This window comes from Streptomyces sp. NPDC047841, assembly GCF_040704085.1.
Taxonomy (GTDB): Bacteria; Actinomycetota; Actinomycetes; order Streptomycetales; family Streptomycetaceae; genus Streptomyces; species Streptomyces argyrophylli.
On sequence record NZ_JBEYRP010000013.1, the window covers coordinates 234,332 to 248,561 of the forward strand.

The window sequence follows — 14,230 nt, forward strand, 5'->3', positions numbered from 1 at the left end:
GAGAGGGCCGAAGGCGGGCTGCCGGGGCGGGGTCAGGATTTCCAGGTGCCGATGCGGTCCAGGCGGCGTATCTGCTGGGCCGCGGTGGGCGCGTCCAGGCCGGTGCCGCGCTCGGTGAGCCGGCGGGCGGTGTCGGTGCGCTGCTCGACGGGCTTGTGGTCGTCGTACTTGAACTTCGCGCGGACCTCGGTGACGTCCAGGCGCAGGCCCCGGATGCCGGGCAGCATCCGCCCGTACGGCGGCCGGCCGGGGTCGACGGGGGCGTGGTCCCCGTCGGGCTGGAAGTGGGCCAGCTGCCGGCGCAGCAGCTCGGCCTTGGCCCCGGGGTCGTCGATGACCGTGGCCCGGCAGGTGAACTGGACGGCCGCGTAGTAGCTGGTCGGAACGCCGTCGGTGGGCGGGACGCCGGGCCGGGCGCGCCAGGGGCCGGGGATGAAGGCGTAGTCGCCGGTGACGGTGAAGGTGACGTCCGGGCCGGCCGTTGACGCTGAGGATGCCGAAGTCGTGGCCGTCGGCGATCCAGGTCTGCCACTCGGCGTCGTCCAGGGCGGCGTCCCAGGGCTGGATGAACATGCGCGGGTCCTTCCGGGGCTCGGTGCGGGGGGTCAGGTGAGGGCGAGGAGGCCGACGGCGACGGCGGCGGTGCCCAGGCCGATCAGCTGCCCGCGGTGGATGCGCTCGGCGAGGACACCGCGGGCGAGCAGGACGGTCCCGGCCGGGTACAGGGCGGTGATCACGGCGACGACGGCGAGGTCACCGCTGCGGGCGGCGAGCAGGAACAGCAGGTTGGCGACCGAGTCGAGCACGCCGGCCGCCGCCGACATCGCGTACGCCGGCTTCCGCGGCCCCAGCCGCCGGAATATCAGCCCGACCGCGGCCAGGGTGACGGCGGAGGACACGGCGCGGCCGGTGATCAGCGGGCCGACGCCGCTGCCGGAGGGGGCCTGGTGCAGGAAGACCAGTTGCAGGGCGATGGCGGTCCCGGCGCCGAAGGCCAGCAGCAGCGCGGTGCGCGAGGGACGGGCGCTGCCGGCCCCGTGTCCGGCGCTGACCAGCACCACGGCCGCCAGCGCCAGCGGCAGGCCGATCAGCCCGGCCGGCCCCAGGTGCTCGCCCTGCAGCAGCCCGACGCCGACCGGCAGCATCGCCGAGACCAGCGCGGTGACCGGGGACAGGACGTTCATCGGGCCGATCGCCAGCGTGCGGTAGAGCAGGGCGAACGCGGCCGCCGAAGCGACGCCGGACGCCGCGCCCCAGGCGAGGGTGGCGGGGGAGAAGGAGGCCCCGAGGAAGGGCCACAGCAGGAGCTCCACGGTGAGCGAGGCCGGGGCGGCGATCATCACGGTGCGCAGGACGTGGGCCTTGCGTGCGCCGAGCCCGCCGAGGAAGTCGGCGCATCCGTAGGCGAGGGAGCTGCCCAGGGCCAGCAGCAGAGCGATCACGGTACATCCCTTACTATCAATGGAACGACTACACCGTACAGCGCACCGACCGGAAGTCGTCAACCGAACGACCGCGCGGTGCAGTGCACTGATCCACTGTCTGAAGGGTGAGGGTGATGGCCGAGACTCAGGCGGCGCTGCGGACGCTCGCACACAACGTCCGTGCGGCCCGTACCCGCGCCGGGCTGTCCCTGGACGAACTCGGCCGGCGCGCCAAGGTCAGCAAGGGCGCCCTCGTCGCCCTGGAGAAGGCCCAGGGCAATCCGAACTTCGCCACCCTGGTCCGCCTCGCCGACACCCTCGGCATCTCGGTGTCCGCGCTGATGGAAGGCCCTGCCGAAGGCCGCGTCCGGGTCGTGTCCGCCGATGCCGTCATGCCCTTGTGGAGCGGGGAGAAGGGTGGCGAGGCACGCCTCATGCTCACCACCTCGGGACCGGCCCCCGTCGAGGTCTGGCGCTGGAAACTGGAGCCGGGGGAGGAGTACCCCAGCCATCCGCACCAGGCCGGCGTCGTGGAGACGGTCAGCGTCACCGCGGGCGAGATGGTGCTCGTCGTCGACGGTACCGAGCATGTCGTCGAGGCCGGGCAGACGGCCACCTTCGACGGCGACGCCCCCCACACCTACCGCGGCGCGGGCACCGGCACCTGCCACCTGATCATGACCGTGCACATCCCGCCGGGCCCCGGCCCGGCGAGCTGACCGGTGCGCGGGGCCGCCACGGCGAACCGCGCCCGTCAGGCTCCGGCGGCCGACGGCCGGGGAGGTCCGCGGCGCCCCGGACACCGCCGCTCGGCTCCGTGCCGCTGCTCGGCTCCGCGCCCGGCGGCCATGCCGCACGCCGGGGCACATGCCTGCACGCCGGTGCACATGTGTGCACCGGCGTGCAGGCGAAACCGAGCGGTGCTCGCGAATTCCGCGGCAGCCGGGTGCCGGTCAGCCCGGCGCGTGACCGAGCAGGGTGGCCCGCAGCTCGTGCTCGGTGATCTGCTCGGCGGGGCGGTGGAGCACCCAGCGGCGGGGTTCGCCGTCCATGGGCAGCACCGCGACGACGGTCTCCAGCCGGGGGCGGCCGGCCGCGCCACGGCTGAGCTGGCGGATGACGACGGCTGTGTCGTCGTCCAGGGCGAGCAGGGCGCGTACGGCGTTGTTCAGTTCCCGCAGGCGCGGGCTCGGCCAGGCGATCCCTGGGCGTGGTTGCAGGTACATGGGGTGTCCCTCGGGTGGTTCAGCCGGGTGGTGTGCGGGTGGTGGCCCAGGCGGCCGCCCCGACGGCCGGCCGGGCAGCGCGGGAACGTCCGGCCAGGGTCAGCTGCCAGACGGCGAGGAGCAGCAGCGTGCCGGTCTCGGCGACGAGGCTGAGGACGGCTTGCGGCGCGGGTCGCAGACCGTGCTCGGTGAAGCCGAACACCCCGACGGTGCGCGAAGCGGCGAAGCCCGCCAGAGCGCCGAGCGCGACGCCTGCCGCGGCGATCCTCAGCAGCAGGGGCGGTGTTCCGATCAGCAGCAGGACGGCGAGGGCCAGGGAGGCGCCGGCCTGGAGGAGGAACAGGGGGCCGATGACGGGGACGGAGCGGTAGCCGCCGAGGTAGAGCTGGGCGTGGAGGTATCCGCCGGCGGCGAGGCTCACGGCGGTCGCCGTCCGCAGGGCGGGGGCGAGGAGCCGTCGGGCGTTCATGTGAGCCTCTGGTCCGTGATGGCCAGTTCGCGCTCGCCCCGGCGGTAGCCGACGGTGCGGATACCGAGCGCCTCCTTCAGCTGCCGGGCGGGGACGACCTGCGGGGTGGGGGCGGGAGCGCGGCCCGGGTGGGGCAGCGGGTAGGCGGTGGTGGTGGCGGAGTGGAAGGTGATGTTGCCCTCCGTCTTGGTGAAGAGCTGGTGGACGTGCCCGTTGAGGCAGGTCACGGAGGAGAAGCGGCGCAGGAGGGCGATGACCTTCAGGGCGTCGTCCGTGCTCCAGCCCCACCGCGGGTACATGGCGAACAGCGGGATGTGGCTGAAGACCACGATGGGGGTGTCCGACGGCACTCCGGCGAGGTCCTTGCGGACGAAGTCGATCTGGGCGCTGCCGAGGTGGCCGAGCTTCTCCAGGCTCAGGGTGTTGACCAGGGCGATGAAGTGCACGCCGTGGGTGTCGAAGCTGTACCAGCCGTCGCCGAGCGTGCCCGCGCCGAAGGTCCGCCGGTAGGCGCGGCCCGCGTCGCCGATGGAGTCGTGCTCGCCCGGCACGGTGAAGACGCGGTCCGTCCGCAGACCGCTCATCATCTGCTTGACCTGGTCGAACTGCCCGGCCGTGGACAGGTGGGTCAGGTCGCCGCTGTGCATCACGAAATCGGGCCGGAAACCGAGCGTGTTGACCTGGTGGATCGCCTCGGAGAACGAGCCGGCCACATCCGTGTTGGCCGGGCCCTGGAACCCGATGTGGCTGTCGGAGACCTGTACGAACCGCAGCGCCGCGCTCTCCACGGCGGCGGCCCCGGCGATGCCCTGGGAGGCGCCCGCGGCGGTGCCGTCGCGGGCGTCGGCGATCTGGCTGATCACCTGCCCGCCGGCCACGGTGAGCACCACGGCCCCGCCGAACCAGGCTGTGTGCCGCATGAGTTGACGCCGGGTCATACCGTGCTCGCCGTCGGTCCGGCCGGTGTCGTCGGCCGGTGCTCCGTCGTGGCTGTTCCAGTGTTCGGTCATCGGGTCACCTCCACGGTGGCGGTCATGAACGGATGGATGGTGCAGAGGTAGGAGTAGGTGCCGGGCTCGGTGAACGTGTGCCGGTAGGTGGCGTGGGTGGCCAGGGCGGCCGAACGCAGCGGGCCGCCCGATCCGGTGCTGGTGACGGTGTGGGCGTCGGTGTCCTGATTGGTCCACGTCACCGTCGTGCCCGCCTTGATCTTCAGCTTGGCCGGGGAGAACGCGAAGTTCCTGATCGCCACCGCGTCGCCGGTGACCGGCGCGGTCCGCGCGGCCTTGGCCGAGGGGCTCATGGGCATGCTCATGCTCGGCATCGGTGAGGCGCCGGGAGCGGAGCCCGCCGCGCCGCCCGGCCCCGGGGCGCCGGACATCCCCGCCATCCGGTGCTGACCCGGGCCGGGTGTGAGGGCACCGGCTCCGGTCGCCTGGGAGTGCGACGAGTGGCCGCACGCGCTGAGGAGCCCCAGGGCGCCGCCGGTGGCGACGATGACGACGGCCATCCCGGCCGCAGCGCGTGACCGGCGGCCCGGCACGCGAAGTTTCAGGTACATGGTGTGTGTTCCTCGGTGATCTGGCGGAGACGTGGAACGCGCCGGCTTCGGCGCGCGCCCCGCGCACATGTGTGGTGGATGCCGTGTTCGTGGGCGCGTGGCCCGCAACGGCCGGCCGGCGGACGGGCAGGGGTGTGGCCGCGTCGCCGCCGCTCGCCCCGGCGTGCCCCGCGCCGCACTTCCGCCGGGTGGCGTGTCCCGGCGGCCTCTGCCCCCTCCTTTGCCGTGCGGGGAACCGGTGAGGAATCGCGCCGGGGTCGGCTCTTGTCGGGCTTCACGGACGACGGGGGCCGCACGGTTCGACGGATGCGCACCTTTCCGGGAAGAAATGTGCGCCCTTCCGGGACGAGCCGGTATCGGCGCAGGCCGGCCACGGTTCCGGACGTCACGCACGCCGGCCGTACGGCCCGGCGGGTGCGCCTCGCCCACGAGGCGCGCGGAACATCATCCGGGCTCTCTGGTGCATTACAGGACAAAGCCGTGCATGTGCGCGATGATCGATTCATGCCCTGGAACCAAAAACGTGGCCCGCGGACCCGTCCGGATCGCTCCGCAGACCGTGTCTCTGGTGAAGGGACCCTTTCGACCGCGGACGAGGAACTGCTGCGCACTCTGTACGCCGAGCACGCGGGACCTCTGTTCCACTACGTACTGCGGCTGACCTCGGGAGACCGGCAATGGGCGGAGGACGTGGTGCAGGAGACACTGCTCCGGGCGTGGCAGCACCCCGCCGCGTTCGACCCGGCTCGCGGCCCGGCCCGGGCATGGCTGTGCACGGTCGCCCGGCACCTGGTCATCGACGCCCACCGGGCCCGGCAGGCGAGGCCGGCCGAGACCGGCGGCGAGGCGCTGGAGCGGGCCGCCGAGCGGAACCCGGGCGAGGACGAGATCGATCAGGCACTGCAGAGCTGGGCGGTCGCCGACGCCGTCCGGTCGCTGTCCCCGGACCACCGCGCCGTCCTGCTGGAGACCTACTACCAGGGCCGGACCATGGCGGAGGCGGCACGCGTGCTGGGCATCCCGCTCGGCACGGTGAAGTCGCGGACGTACTACGCCCTGCACGCCCTGCGGCTGGCGTTGCAGGAACGCGGGATCGAGCCATGACAGCGGGGTGCGGGAGGTGGCGACCGTGAGTACGGAGCACGACGATCTCCGGCTGGCGCTCGGAGCGTACGTCCTGGGCATCCTGCCGCCGGAGGAAGCGGAGCTGGTGAGTGCCCACCTCGCGCACTGCGCGGAGTGCCAGGCGGAACACGCCCGGCTGGCGGGACTGCCCGCGCTGCTGGCGACGGTGACCCTGGCGGAGGCTTCGGGGCGTACGGCGCCGGCGGCCGACGATCACCTGGCCGACCGGCTGGTGGCACGGGCGGGCGAAACCGTGCGCGGCCCCGCACCCGAAGGGCCCGCGGCGCCGGCCGTGCCCGTGACACCGCGGACGCCGGAGACGGGCGTGCTGGAGAGGCTGCTCCAGCAGGCCGCGACCCGGCGCCGCAGAACCCGGCGCCTGCAACTGGCCGGCGCGGCCGCCTCGGCGATGCTCGTCGCGGCGGCGGCCGGCGGCACGTGGCTGGCCACCGTCGGCACCGTGGGCAGCGTGGCGGCGCCGCCGGGGCCGAGCGCGCCGACGTTCACACGCACCTTCTCCGGAAGCGATCCCGCCACCGGCGTCTCCGCCTCCGTGAAGGTCTCGCCCTCCGTCTGGGGCAGCGTCGTGCAGGTCTCGGCCAAGGGGGCGCCCGCCGGGACCACCTGCCGGCTGCAAGCGGTCGGACCCGGCGGAGTCAGGGCGGACGGCGCCACCTGGTGGGCCGGCAAGTACCCGTCCGGCACCACGATCCCCGGAACGGTCGCCATGGCCCCCGAGGCCATCCAGCACTTCGAGATCATCGCGGACAACGGCCAGAAACTGGTCACCATCCGGGCCTGACCGACGGCTGCGGCCGGGCGTGGGCGGGGGGCTGGGAGGGTTCGGGCGGCCGGTGTGAGGTGGGTCGCGCACGTCCGGTGGACGAGTATGACGGCGGCGGCTGGATGTGGGCGGGGCGAGGGGCTGGGAGGGGTCCGGGCAGCCGGTGTGGGGTGGGCCGCGGACGACCGGTGGACGAGCCTGACGAACGGTGGCCGGGTGGCGAGGGGCCGGAAGGGGGGGCGGGCGGCCGGCGTGCGGTGAGCCGCCCCCGACCGGTGGACCAGCCGGAGGCAGCGCGTACGGGACCTCCGGCGTCCGGCCTTCGAGGGGGCCGGTGCTCAGAGCGCACCGGCCCCCTCGGCACGCGCATGGCCGCCGTCGCCGGCCGGTTCCGCCACCCGGCACCGCCCCGGCGGCCGCCGCGCCGTCCGACCGCGGCTGCCTGCGGATCAGCGCGGCGACCTCGGGAGCCGGCACCGGTACCTCCGTGGCGAAAAGGCCGACCGCCTCGGTCCGGGGCGGGGCGTTCCTCCCGGGCTCCGTGGGGCGACGGCCGACAGAGGGGGGCGTGAGCCCGGCCTTCGCCCGCTCCCGGATGCGAGTCGCAAGAAGTTGGGCAAAAGGGGCCAATCACCCGAACCGTTCGGCATGCGCCACCCGTGGAACCACATGAGCGCGCCCTCGCAGGACCAGCCCGCCGACAACCCGAAAGGTTGCTGCCGGTGGTCCACCTTCCCGGTCTCCGCACCCTCACAGAAGAGCCTGAAGGCCATGTTCGTGACCGACTCCCCCCGCACCAGCCCACAGCCCGGCCGGCCCTGCCGCCACGAGGCGCTGCTCACCCTGCCCGCGCAGGAGGCGCACGTCTGCGCCCTCCGCCACTTCACGGCGGACCTGCTGGAAGCCTGGCAGGTACCCGCGAGCGAGCGGGACTCCGCGATCCTCATCGTCGACGAACTCGCCGCGAACGCCGCCCAGTACGGCCGCGAGCGCATGACCCTGCGGCTCAACCTCGACGACGGCACGCTGCACATCGTGGTCACCGACTCCGGCAGGGCGGTGGAGCGCCACCGCCGCGACATCGCCCCCGACGAACACGGCCGCGGCACCGGCATCGTCCAGTACCTCGCCCAGTCGACCGAGGCCCACCAGACGGGCAGTGGCCGCGAGGTCCGCGCCTGCCTGAGTGCTCGTCACGACCAGCAGGAGTGACCATGGACACCACTCCGGACACCGGCGAGGGCATCGACGCCCCCCCCTGTGCACGAGGCGTACGCCGACGCGCCGGACCTGCGCCGCGAGATGCACCAGGTGCTCGCGCTGGAGGCCGAACGCGACGGCCGCCGGGCCGGGCGGGGCACCGGCCCCCCGGCCGATGCGACGGCCGCCGAACGCGCCCGACTGCTGCGCCGGGCCGCCCTCATGGACCGGCTGGCCACCGCCGCCCCCGGTCCCGGCCCGGTCGCGGCCGCCGCGGAGACCGCCGGGCAACTCGTCCGGCACGACCGCCGTCATCCCGGCCTCGTGGCCGGTCCGCACCATCCCGACGCGATCACGCTCGCCCGCAGCAGCCGCCTCTACGTCCGCCAGGAGTACGCCGCCTGGACGGCCGCCGGGCGCCCCGGAACCTGACCGGCCCCGACCCGGCCCCCACCCGGCCCCGACCCGGCCAGGGAGCCCGCTCCGACCCCACCGGAAGAAGGAAACATGACCAGCGACGACAACGGCACCCGGCACGTCTCCGCGCCGGCCGGCCGGCCCCACTCACCTCGCCCGCCCCGCCCGGCAGCCGTGCGGGAATGCGCCGGCCGGCGACAGGAACGGTCACGCGGTACGGGCGCCGACGCCTTCGAAGGGGCGGTGTGACGATGTTCCGCAACGCACTGGAGCCCTGGCATCTGCTGGTCCTGGTCGCGGTGGTGATCATGATCTTCGGCTCGAAGAAGCTGCCCGACACCGCCCGCGCGCTGGGCAAGTCCCTGCGGATCCTCAAGAGCGAGACCAAGGCGCTGCGGGACGACGACGCCCCGGACGAGGAACCCCCCGAGCACGGCACGGGATGAGGACACCGCATGTCCCGGCCGGTCCGCACCAGCACGAAGGACCCCGGGGGGCGGATGCCCCTCGGGGAGCACCTCCGTGAACTCCGCAACAGACTCGCCAAGGCCGTCCTCGCGATCCTGGTCATCACGGTCGCAGCGGCCTTCTCCTACAAGAGGATCATCGACGTCGTCACCCGGCCGGTACTGGCCTCGGTCGGCTGCCCGGCCTCCTTCGCCGATCTGGCCCGGCACCCCGCACACACCACCTGCGCGCACATCACGATCAACGGTCTGCTTGCGCCCTTCACCCTGGCACTGAAGGTCTCGCTGGTGGCCGGCGTCGTGCTGGCCTCTCCGGTATGGCTGTACCAACTGTGGGCGTTCGTCGCCCCCGGCCTGCACCAACGCGAGCGGAAATACGCCTACGCGTTCGTCGGCACGGGCGTCCCGCTGTTCCTCGCCGGCGCCTTCTTCGCCTACAAGGTGCTGCCCAGGACCGCGAGGGTGCTGATCGGCCTCACACCGCACGGGGTGAACAACCTGCTGCCGCTGGACGATCTCCTCGACCTCGTCACCCGCATGGTGGTCGTCTTCGGTCTCGCCTTCGAGATGCCGCTGCTGCTGGTGATGCTGAACCTCACCGGAGTGCTGTCCGGCCGGCGGATGCTCGGCCGGTGGCGCGCCATGGTCGTCGGCATCACGGTCTTCGCCGCCGTGGCGACGCCGAGCACGGACCCGCTGACCATGCTGGCGCTGGCCGCGCCGATCTGGGCGCTCTACTTCGCCGCCGTGGCCTTCTCACTCCTCGGCGACCGGCGCAAGGCGCTGAGAGAGCGTCCGGTCTAGGGAGGGCGGCGGCCCGGTGCGGGTGCCGGACGTGTCCGCCGGTGCGGGCGACGGCGAGGAAGGCGCGGGCGACGCCGAGGGGGGCGCGGGCGACGGCGAAGGGGCCCGGGCGGGCATCGCGAGGGGGATCCAGCGGGCTCACAGGGTGCCCGAAGAACCCACCGGCACCGGACCCCCGGGCCGCTCCGGCTCAGGAGCCGCCGCGCTCGCGGGGGATCTTGTGGCCGGCCTCGATCGCCACCGGCAGCCGGTTCTCGGCCGGGGGCAGCGGGCAGGTGGCCAGGTCCGTGTAGGCGCACGGCAGGTTCGCGGCCCGGTTGAAGTCCAGGACGACCGTACCGTCGGCGGCGGGCGGCTCCAGGGCCAGGGACCGGTTGGCGGCGTAGGTGGTGACTCCGGAGGTCGCGTCGGTGAACAGCACCATCAGCCGGCCCGCGCCGTGCCCGGGGAACGCGGTCAGCGACAGCGGGCGCCCGTCCAGCTCGAACTCGATCCTGCCCGGGGCGTCGTACACGTGCTCAAGGCCCTCGACCGCGGCGCCCACGGTGGTCGGCCGTGGCGTGTCGAAGGGGACGTAGCGGCCCTTCACCGCCCAGCGCGGGTCGGGGGAGTAGGCGGGCGTGCCCGTGAAGGCGGCGCGCAGCGGGGCGTCCGGGTGCCGGGGGCGCACGATGTCGTGTCCGCCGCGCCTGGCGACCTCGATGACGGCGTCCCCCCAGACGGCGTCGACGCCGCCACGCTCGGCGAGCACGCCGAAGTGGTGTTCACCGCGCACCGGCGTGCCGTCGACGACCAGTTCCTCGCCGTCGTCGAGGTCCACGACGACGCCCTCGGGGCCGGTGCGCCACGCACCGGGCGCGTCGGGGAAGCGCTGCGGACGGTCGTCGAGCCAGTGCAGGCCGGTGATCGCCAGGAACCCGTGCGGGGCGGCGAGCCGGGCCTCCTTGGCGCGGTGCCAGTCCAGCCAGTTCTCGGTGAAGGCAGCGCGGTCCGTCGCGGCGGCCTCGGTGGTCATGGGTTCTCCTTCGTCACGGGGTTCGGGGGACCGGTCGGACGGTCGGCGCGGTCCGGCGTGCTCGGCACGGCACGCCGGGGTGGGCCGTCGGTACGACCGGCGTGCTCAGCGGGCCAGTGCGCCCAGGAGCCGCCAGGTGCGCCGGCGGTCGGCCTCTCCGGCGATCTCGGTGGCCGAGAACACGACTTCGGTGGCGCCGGCGTCGCGGTAACGGCGCACCTCGGCCTCGACGGTCCTCTCGTCACCGATCACGGCCAGGTCGGCGGCGCGCCGGCCGCCGGAGAGTTCGATGACCCGGGCGTAGGACGGGATCTGTTCGTAGAACGCCAGGGCCTCGGTGGCCCTGGCCCGCACCGCGTCGACGTCGTCGGTGACCACGCCGGGCACGAGGGCCACGATCCGGGGCGAGGGGCGGCCGGCGGCCTCGGCGGCGGCGGTCACGGCGGGGACGATGTGGTCGGCCAGGGCGCGCGGTCCCGCCAGGTAGGGCAGGATCCCGTCCGCCAGCTCGCCGCTGACCCGCAGCGCCTGCGGCCCCATAGCGGCGACCAGCAGAGGGACGCCGTTCTCGGCGCCCGGCACCCGCGCCGGGACCGGGGTGGCCGCGGTGAGCAGCTCACCGTGGAAGTCGGCCGTGCCGGTCTCGGTCAACTGGCGCAGAGCGGTGAGGAATTCACGCAGCCGGGCGACGGGGCGCTCGAAGGGCAGGCCGAAGCCGGCCTCCGTCAGGAGCTTGGTGCCCAGGGCCAGACCGAGGTGGTAGCGGCCGTGCGTGGCGGCCTGGGCGGTCTGGGCCTGGCTGGACACCAGCAGGGGGTGGCGGCCGAAGACGGGGATCGCGGAGGTGCCGACCTGAAGTCCGGGCACCTCGCGCCCGACGATCGCCGCGAGCTGGGGCGAGTCCGCGCCGAAGGTCTGGCCGAACCAGGCCGACGTGAGCCCCGACTCCGCCGCCTCCCGGGCCAGGTGGACGGTCGCGTCGATCTGGTTCGGCGCGTCGGACGCGTTGAGCGCTACTCCCACGGTCATGTCAGTCCAGAACGGGCGCCGGCCGGACCCGCATTCCGGTCCGGGTGTGACAGCTTCTTGTCAGTCATGTGTACGGGCTCCCGTCCTCAGCTCGCCTGCCGTCGGTCCGGCGCGCAGCGGTGGGTGAGGGGTTCGCGCAGGCCGAGGTGCTCGCGGAGTGTGGTGCCGGTGTACCCGGTGCGGTAGACCCCGCGTTCCTGCAGTTCCGGGACGAGCAGGTCGACGATGTCGTCGAGGCCGTCGGGGATCAGGTAGGGCGTGACGTTGAAGCCGTCGACCGCGCCGTGCCGCACGAAGTGGGCGAACTTGTCTGCCAGGCCGGACGGAGTGCCCACGTGCCCGCGCTGCGGGCCGAGCGCGATGACGGTCTCCCGCAGCGACCAGCCGTTCGCCTCCGCCCGCGCACGCCACTCGGCCACCACCGCGCGCGGGTCGGCGACGCGCCGGGCGCCGAAGGAGCCGTCGTTCTCGCCGACGACCGGATCCTCCTCGGGCAGCGGCCCGTCGGCGTCGCGGTCGGACAGGTCGATGCCCCACAGCAGCCCGGCGATCCCCAGAGCCGTCGCGGGAGTGACCTGCTGGAGCCGGACCCAGCGCTTCTTCTCCTGGGCTTCCTCCTCGGTGGCGCCGATGATGATCTCGGTGCCGGGCAGGATCCGCAGGTCGTCCTCGGGACGCCCGGCCGCCCGCAGCCGGCGCCGGATGTCGTCGGCGAAGGCCAGCGCGTCGTCGAAGTCGGTGCCGTGCGCGGAGAAGATGACGTCGGCGTTGCGGGCGGCGAAGTCGCGTCCCTCGCCGGAGTCGCCGGCCTGGAAGATCACGGGGTGGCCCTGGGCGCTGCGCGGCAGGGTCGGAACGAGGTCGACGTCGAACTGTGGCCCCTTGTGGCGCACTTGGTGTACGGCGCCGGGCGCCGACCAGGCGGGTGCGCCCGCGGAGCCGGCGACGGCGCCGTCCTCCCAGCCGTCCCACAGGGCGCGGGCCACGGTGAGGAACTCCTCGGCGCGCCGGTAGCGGTCGGCGTGGTCGAGGTAGCCGCCGCGGCGGAAGTTGGCGCCCGTCCAGGCGTTGTCCGTGGTCACCACGTTCCACCCGGCGCGGCCTTCGGAGAGGAGGTCGAGGCCGGACAGGCGGCGGGCGAGGTCGGCGGGCTCGTTGAAGGTGGAGTTGGAGGTCGAGACCAGGCCGATGCGGCGGGTGACGGCGGCCAGCGCGGAGAGCTGGGTGATGGCGTCCGGCCGCCCGGCCACGTCCAGGTCGTGGATCCTGCCGTCGACCTCGCGCAGCCGGAGTCCCTCGCCGAGGAAGAACGCGTCGAACAGACCGCGTTCGGCGGTCTGGGCGACACGGCGGAAGGAGGCGGGATCGATCTGCGAGCCGCTGTCGGGGGCGGACCAGACGGTCCAGTGGTTGACGCCCTGGAAGAACACACCGAAGTGCAGCCGGGCGTGCGGCCGGGGGACGTCGAAGGGATCGGTGCGGGTCATCGGGCGGCCTCCTGGGCGGCCGGGGCCGCGGCGGCGAAGCGATTGGCGGGGCGCTCCAGACCCAGGGCCGAGCGCAGGGACGTACCGGGCAGCGGACGGGCGACGAGCCGCCGCCCGGACAGGGCGGGCAGCACGAGGCGGGAGAGAACGGGCAGGTCCTCGTCCAGCACCAGCGGATGCAGCCGTACGCCGTCGACGTGGCGGCTCAGCTCGGCCAGGAGGCCGACCAGCCCCTCCGCGGAACCGATGTGCCGCAGCCGTCCCCGGTCGCTCCACGCCGCGTGCCGCTCCAGATCGGCGACCCGCTCGCCGGCCGTGGCCTCCGGCGTGTCCAGCGCCACCTCGACCTCGGCGAAGACGCGGGGCGTACCGGCGGCAGCGGCGGCCCTGGCGGCCGACGCGATGTCACGGCCCTCCACGAGGGCGACGTCGAGCCGTGCGCCGGGAACCCGTTCCGGGCGGCCCAGGACGACGAGCTGCCCCTGGGGCGGGCGCGGGACGATCGCCGGGCCCTTGACGGTGTACGTCTCACCGGTGAAGTCGATGTAGTGGAGCCGTTCGCGGTCCAGGTAGCGGCTGGTGGCCACCGACCGGATGACCGCGTCGTCCTCCCAGGAGTCCCACAGGGCGCGGGCCACCTCGACCCCGTCACCGGACTCCCGGGCCCGTGCGCCGGCGTCGGCGACCAGCGGGCGCCCCCAGGCACGGGCCGCCTCGGGACGCTCCTCCTCCGTCACCACCCATCCGGCGCGGCCGGCGGAGATGTGGTCCAGGGACGCCAACTGGCTGGAGACGTGGAAGGGTTCGGCGTACGTGAGCGGGACGGCGGGCGCGATCCCGATGGTGCTCGTGGACGCCGCGACGAACGCCGCCCGCTCCACCGCGCCGATGCGGCCCACCGGATCGGGTGAGGCGCCGGGCGGCAGCACACCGTCGTCCAGGGTGATCAGGGAGAACCCGGCGTTCTCGGCGATGGCGGCGACCCGCGCCACGCGGCGCGGGGTGAGCAGCTGACCGGGGGAGTGGGCGGCGCGGCGCCAGGCCGCGGGGTGGGCGCCGTCGCCGTCGAGCTCGACGGCGAGGTGCAGGGCAGGGCCGGACAATGGGGTTCCTTCCGGGGAACACGGCGACTCGCGGCACACGGGCCGCGACGAGACGGCCGGCGGGACGGCCGGCCGGGGTCAGCTGTGTACGGAAGGACAGACGGCGGAGGAGGTACGGC

General features: G+C 74.1%; 15 protein-coding genes and 2 pseudogenes. 7 read left to right on the top strand and 10 right to left on the bottom strand.

All coding sequences use genetic code 11. The features are described from left to right. Positions 1 to 32: 32 nt before the first annotated feature. Positions 33 to 573 (bottom strand): annotated as a pseudogene (locus AB0947_RS23325) (FMN-binding negative transcriptional regulator). Between the two features lie 32 nt (positions 574 to 605). Then, the gene (locus AB0947_RS23330; RefSeq protein WP_366752259.1) at positions 606 to 1,442 is read right to left on the bottom strand and encodes a DMT family transporter; all 837 of its coding nucleotides are present in this window, start codon (positions 1,440 to 1,442) and stop codon (positions 606 to 608) included. A 116-nt stretch (positions 1,443 to 1,558) separates the two neighbouring features. Between AB0947_RS23330 and AB0947_RS23335 the strand changes: the two genes are divergently transcribed. Next, entirely contained in the window at positions 1,559 to 2,143 is a 585-nt protein-coding gene (locus AB0947_RS23335; RefSeq protein ID WP_366752260.1) for an XRE family transcriptional regulator, read from the top strand. Between the two features lie 234 nt (positions 2,144 to 2,377). On the opposite strand, the gene AB0947_RS23340 is transcribed toward AB0947_RS23335, so the two are convergent. The 4 genes from AB0947_RS23340 to AB0947_RS23355 are packed head-to-tail and all read right to left on the bottom strand — an operon-like array spanning position 2,378 to position 4,680. Beyond that, positions 2,378 to 2,650, bottom strand: a complete 273-nt coding sequence (locus tag AB0947_RS23340; protein WP_366752261.1) for a hypothetical protein — start codon at positions 2,648 to 2,650, stop codon at positions 2,378 to 2,380. A 19-nt stretch (positions 2,651 to 2,669) separates the two neighbouring features. Further along, positions 2,670 to 3,119 (bottom strand): hypothetical protein, encoded by a 450-nt coding sequence (locus AB0947_RS23345; protein ID WP_366752262.1) that lies wholly within the window; start codon positions 3,117 to 3,119, stop codon positions 2,670 to 2,672. Next, positions 3,116 to 4,129, bottom strand: a complete 1,014-nt coding sequence (locus AB0947_RS23350; RefSeq protein WP_366752263.1) for a metallophosphoesterase — start codon at positions 4,127 to 4,129, stop codon at positions 3,116 to 3,118. The genes AB0947_RS23345 and AB0947_RS23350 overlap by 4 nt, the downstream gene beginning before the upstream one ends. Then, the gene (locus AB0947_RS23355) at positions 4,126 to 4,680 is read right to left on the bottom strand and encodes a cupredoxin family copper-binding protein (RefSeq protein ID WP_366752264.1); all 555 of its coding nucleotides are present in this window, start codon (positions 4,678 to 4,680) and stop codon (positions 4,126 to 4,128) included. The genes AB0947_RS23350 and AB0947_RS23355 overlap by 4 nt, the downstream gene beginning before the upstream one ends. 504 nt (positions 4,681 to 5,184) lie before the next feature. Between AB0947_RS23355 and AB0947_RS23360 the strand changes: the two genes are divergently transcribed. The 6 genes and pseudogenes from AB0947_RS23360 (at position 5,185) to tatC (ending at position 9,477) form a co-directional block, all read left to right on the top strand. Further along, positions 5,185 to 5,784, top strand: coding sequence for a sigma-70 family RNA polymerase sigma factor (locus tag AB0947_RS23360; RefSeq protein WP_366752265.1), 600 nt, complete (start codon positions 5,185 to 5,187; stop codon positions 5,782 to 5,784). Positions 5,785 to 5,809: 25 nt separating this feature from the next. After that, complete coding sequence (locus tag AB0947_RS23365; protein ID WP_366752266.1) at positions 5,810 to 6,607, top strand: zf-HC2 domain-containing protein; 798 nt, start codon at positions 5,810 to 5,812, stop codon at positions 6,605 to 6,607. Positions 6,608 to 7,258: 651 nt separating this feature from the next. Beyond that, positions 7,259 to 7,801: an ATP-binding protein gene (locus tag AB0947_RS23370; RefSeq protein ID WP_366752267.1), complete on the top strand. Its 543-nt coding sequence runs from the start codon at positions 7,259 to 7,261 to the stop codon at positions 7,799 to 7,801. Between the two features lie 48 nt (positions 7,802 to 7,849). Further along, on the top strand, positions 7,850 to 8,221 hold the full coding sequence (locus AB0947_RS23375; RefSeq protein WP_366752268.1) for a hypothetical protein: 372 nt from the start codon (positions 7,850 to 7,852) through the stop codon (positions 8,219 to 8,221). A gap of 236 nt (positions 8,222 to 8,457) precedes the next feature. After that, positions 8,458 to 8,637: pseudogene (tatA, locus tag AB0947_RS23380) on the top strand (Sec-independent protein translocase subunit TatA); the annotation flags it as partial. A 24-nt stretch (positions 8,638 to 8,661) separates the two neighbouring features. Then, complete coding sequence (tatC, locus tag AB0947_RS23385; protein ID WP_366752269.1) at positions 8,662 to 9,477, top strand: twin-arginine translocase subunit TatC; 816 nt, start codon at positions 8,662 to 8,664, stop codon at positions 9,475 to 9,477. A 190-nt stretch (positions 9,478 to 9,667) separates the two neighbouring features. Here tatC and AB0947_RS23390 read toward each other — a convergent pair whose 3' ends face one another. From AB0947_RS23390 to AB0947_RS23405, 4 genes are all read right to left on the bottom strand, one after another. Continuing rightward, entirely contained in the window at positions 9,668 to 10,492 is an 825-nt protein-coding gene (locus tag AB0947_RS23390) for a DUF1684 domain-containing protein (protein WP_366752270.1), read from the bottom strand. 105 nt (positions 10,493 to 10,597) lie between these two features. Beyond that, a complete protein-coding gene (locus AB0947_RS23395; protein WP_366752271.1) occupies positions 10,598 to 11,521 on the bottom strand; it encodes an LLM class F420-dependent oxidoreductase in 924 nt (307 codons plus the stop codon). An 86-nt stretch (positions 11,522 to 11,607) separates the two neighbouring features. Continuing rightward, positions 11,608 to 13,008, bottom strand: coding sequence for an NtaA/DmoA family FMN-dependent monooxygenase (locus tag AB0947_RS23400; RefSeq protein ID WP_366752272.1), 1,401 nt, complete (start codon positions 13,006 to 13,008; stop codon positions 11,608 to 11,610). Further along, complete coding sequence (locus AB0947_RS23405; protein WP_366752273.1) at positions 13,005 to 14,111, bottom strand: LLM class flavin-dependent oxidoreductase; 1,107 nt, start codon at positions 14,109 to 14,111, stop codon at positions 13,005 to 13,007. Before AB0947_RS23405 ends, AB0947_RS23400 begins: the two co-directional genes overlap by 4 nt. Positions 14,112 to 14,230: the final 119 nt, after the last annotated feature.

Excerpts from the sequence above, each read along its gene's own strand:
- AB0947_RS23340 (WP_366752261.1), bottom strand. The coding sequence starts at position 2,650 with ATGTACCTGCAACCACGCCCAGGGATCGCCTGGCCGAGCCCGCGCCTG.
- AB0947_RS23345 (WP_366752262.1), bottom strand. The coding sequence starts at position 3,119 with ATGAACGCCCGACGGCTCCTCGCCCCCGCCCTGCGGACGGCGACCGCC.
- AB0947_RS23400 (WP_366752272.1), bottom strand. The coding sequence starts at position 13,008 with ATGACCCGCACCGATCCCTTCGACGTCCCCCGGCCGCACGCCCGGCTG.
- AB0947_RS23370 (WP_366752267.1), top strand. The coding sequence starts at position 7,259 with ATGAGCGCGCCCTCGCAGGACCAGCCCGCCGACAACCCGAAAGGTTGC.
- AB0947_RS23355 (WP_366752264.1), bottom strand. The coding sequence starts at position 4,680 with ATGTACCTGAAACTTCGCGTGCCGGGCCGCCGGTCACGCGCTGCGGCC.
- AB0947_RS23390 (WP_366752270.1), bottom strand. The coding sequence starts at position 10,492 with ATGACCACCGAGGCCGCCGCGACGGACCGCGCTGCCTTCACCGAGAAC.
- AB0947_RS23395 (WP_366752271.1), bottom strand. The coding sequence starts at position 11,521 with ATGACCGTGGGAGTAGCGCTCAACGCGTCCGACGCGCCGAACCAGATC.
- AB0947_RS23350 (WP_366752263.1), bottom strand. The coding sequence starts at position 4,129 with ATGACCGAACACTGGAACAGCCACGACGGAGCACCGGCCGACGACACC.
- AB0947_RS23360 (WP_366752265.1), top strand. The coding sequence starts at position 5,185 with ATGCCCTGGAACCAAAAACGTGGCCCGCGGACCCGTCCGGATCGCTCC.
- AB0947_RS23335 (WP_366752260.1), top strand. The coding sequence starts at position 1,559 with ATGGCCGAGACTCAGGCGGCGCTGCGGACGCTCGCACACAACGTCCGT.
- tatC (WP_366752269.1), top strand. The coding sequence starts at position 8,662 with ATGTCCCGGCCGGTCCGCACCAGCACGAAGGACCCCGGGGGGCGGATG.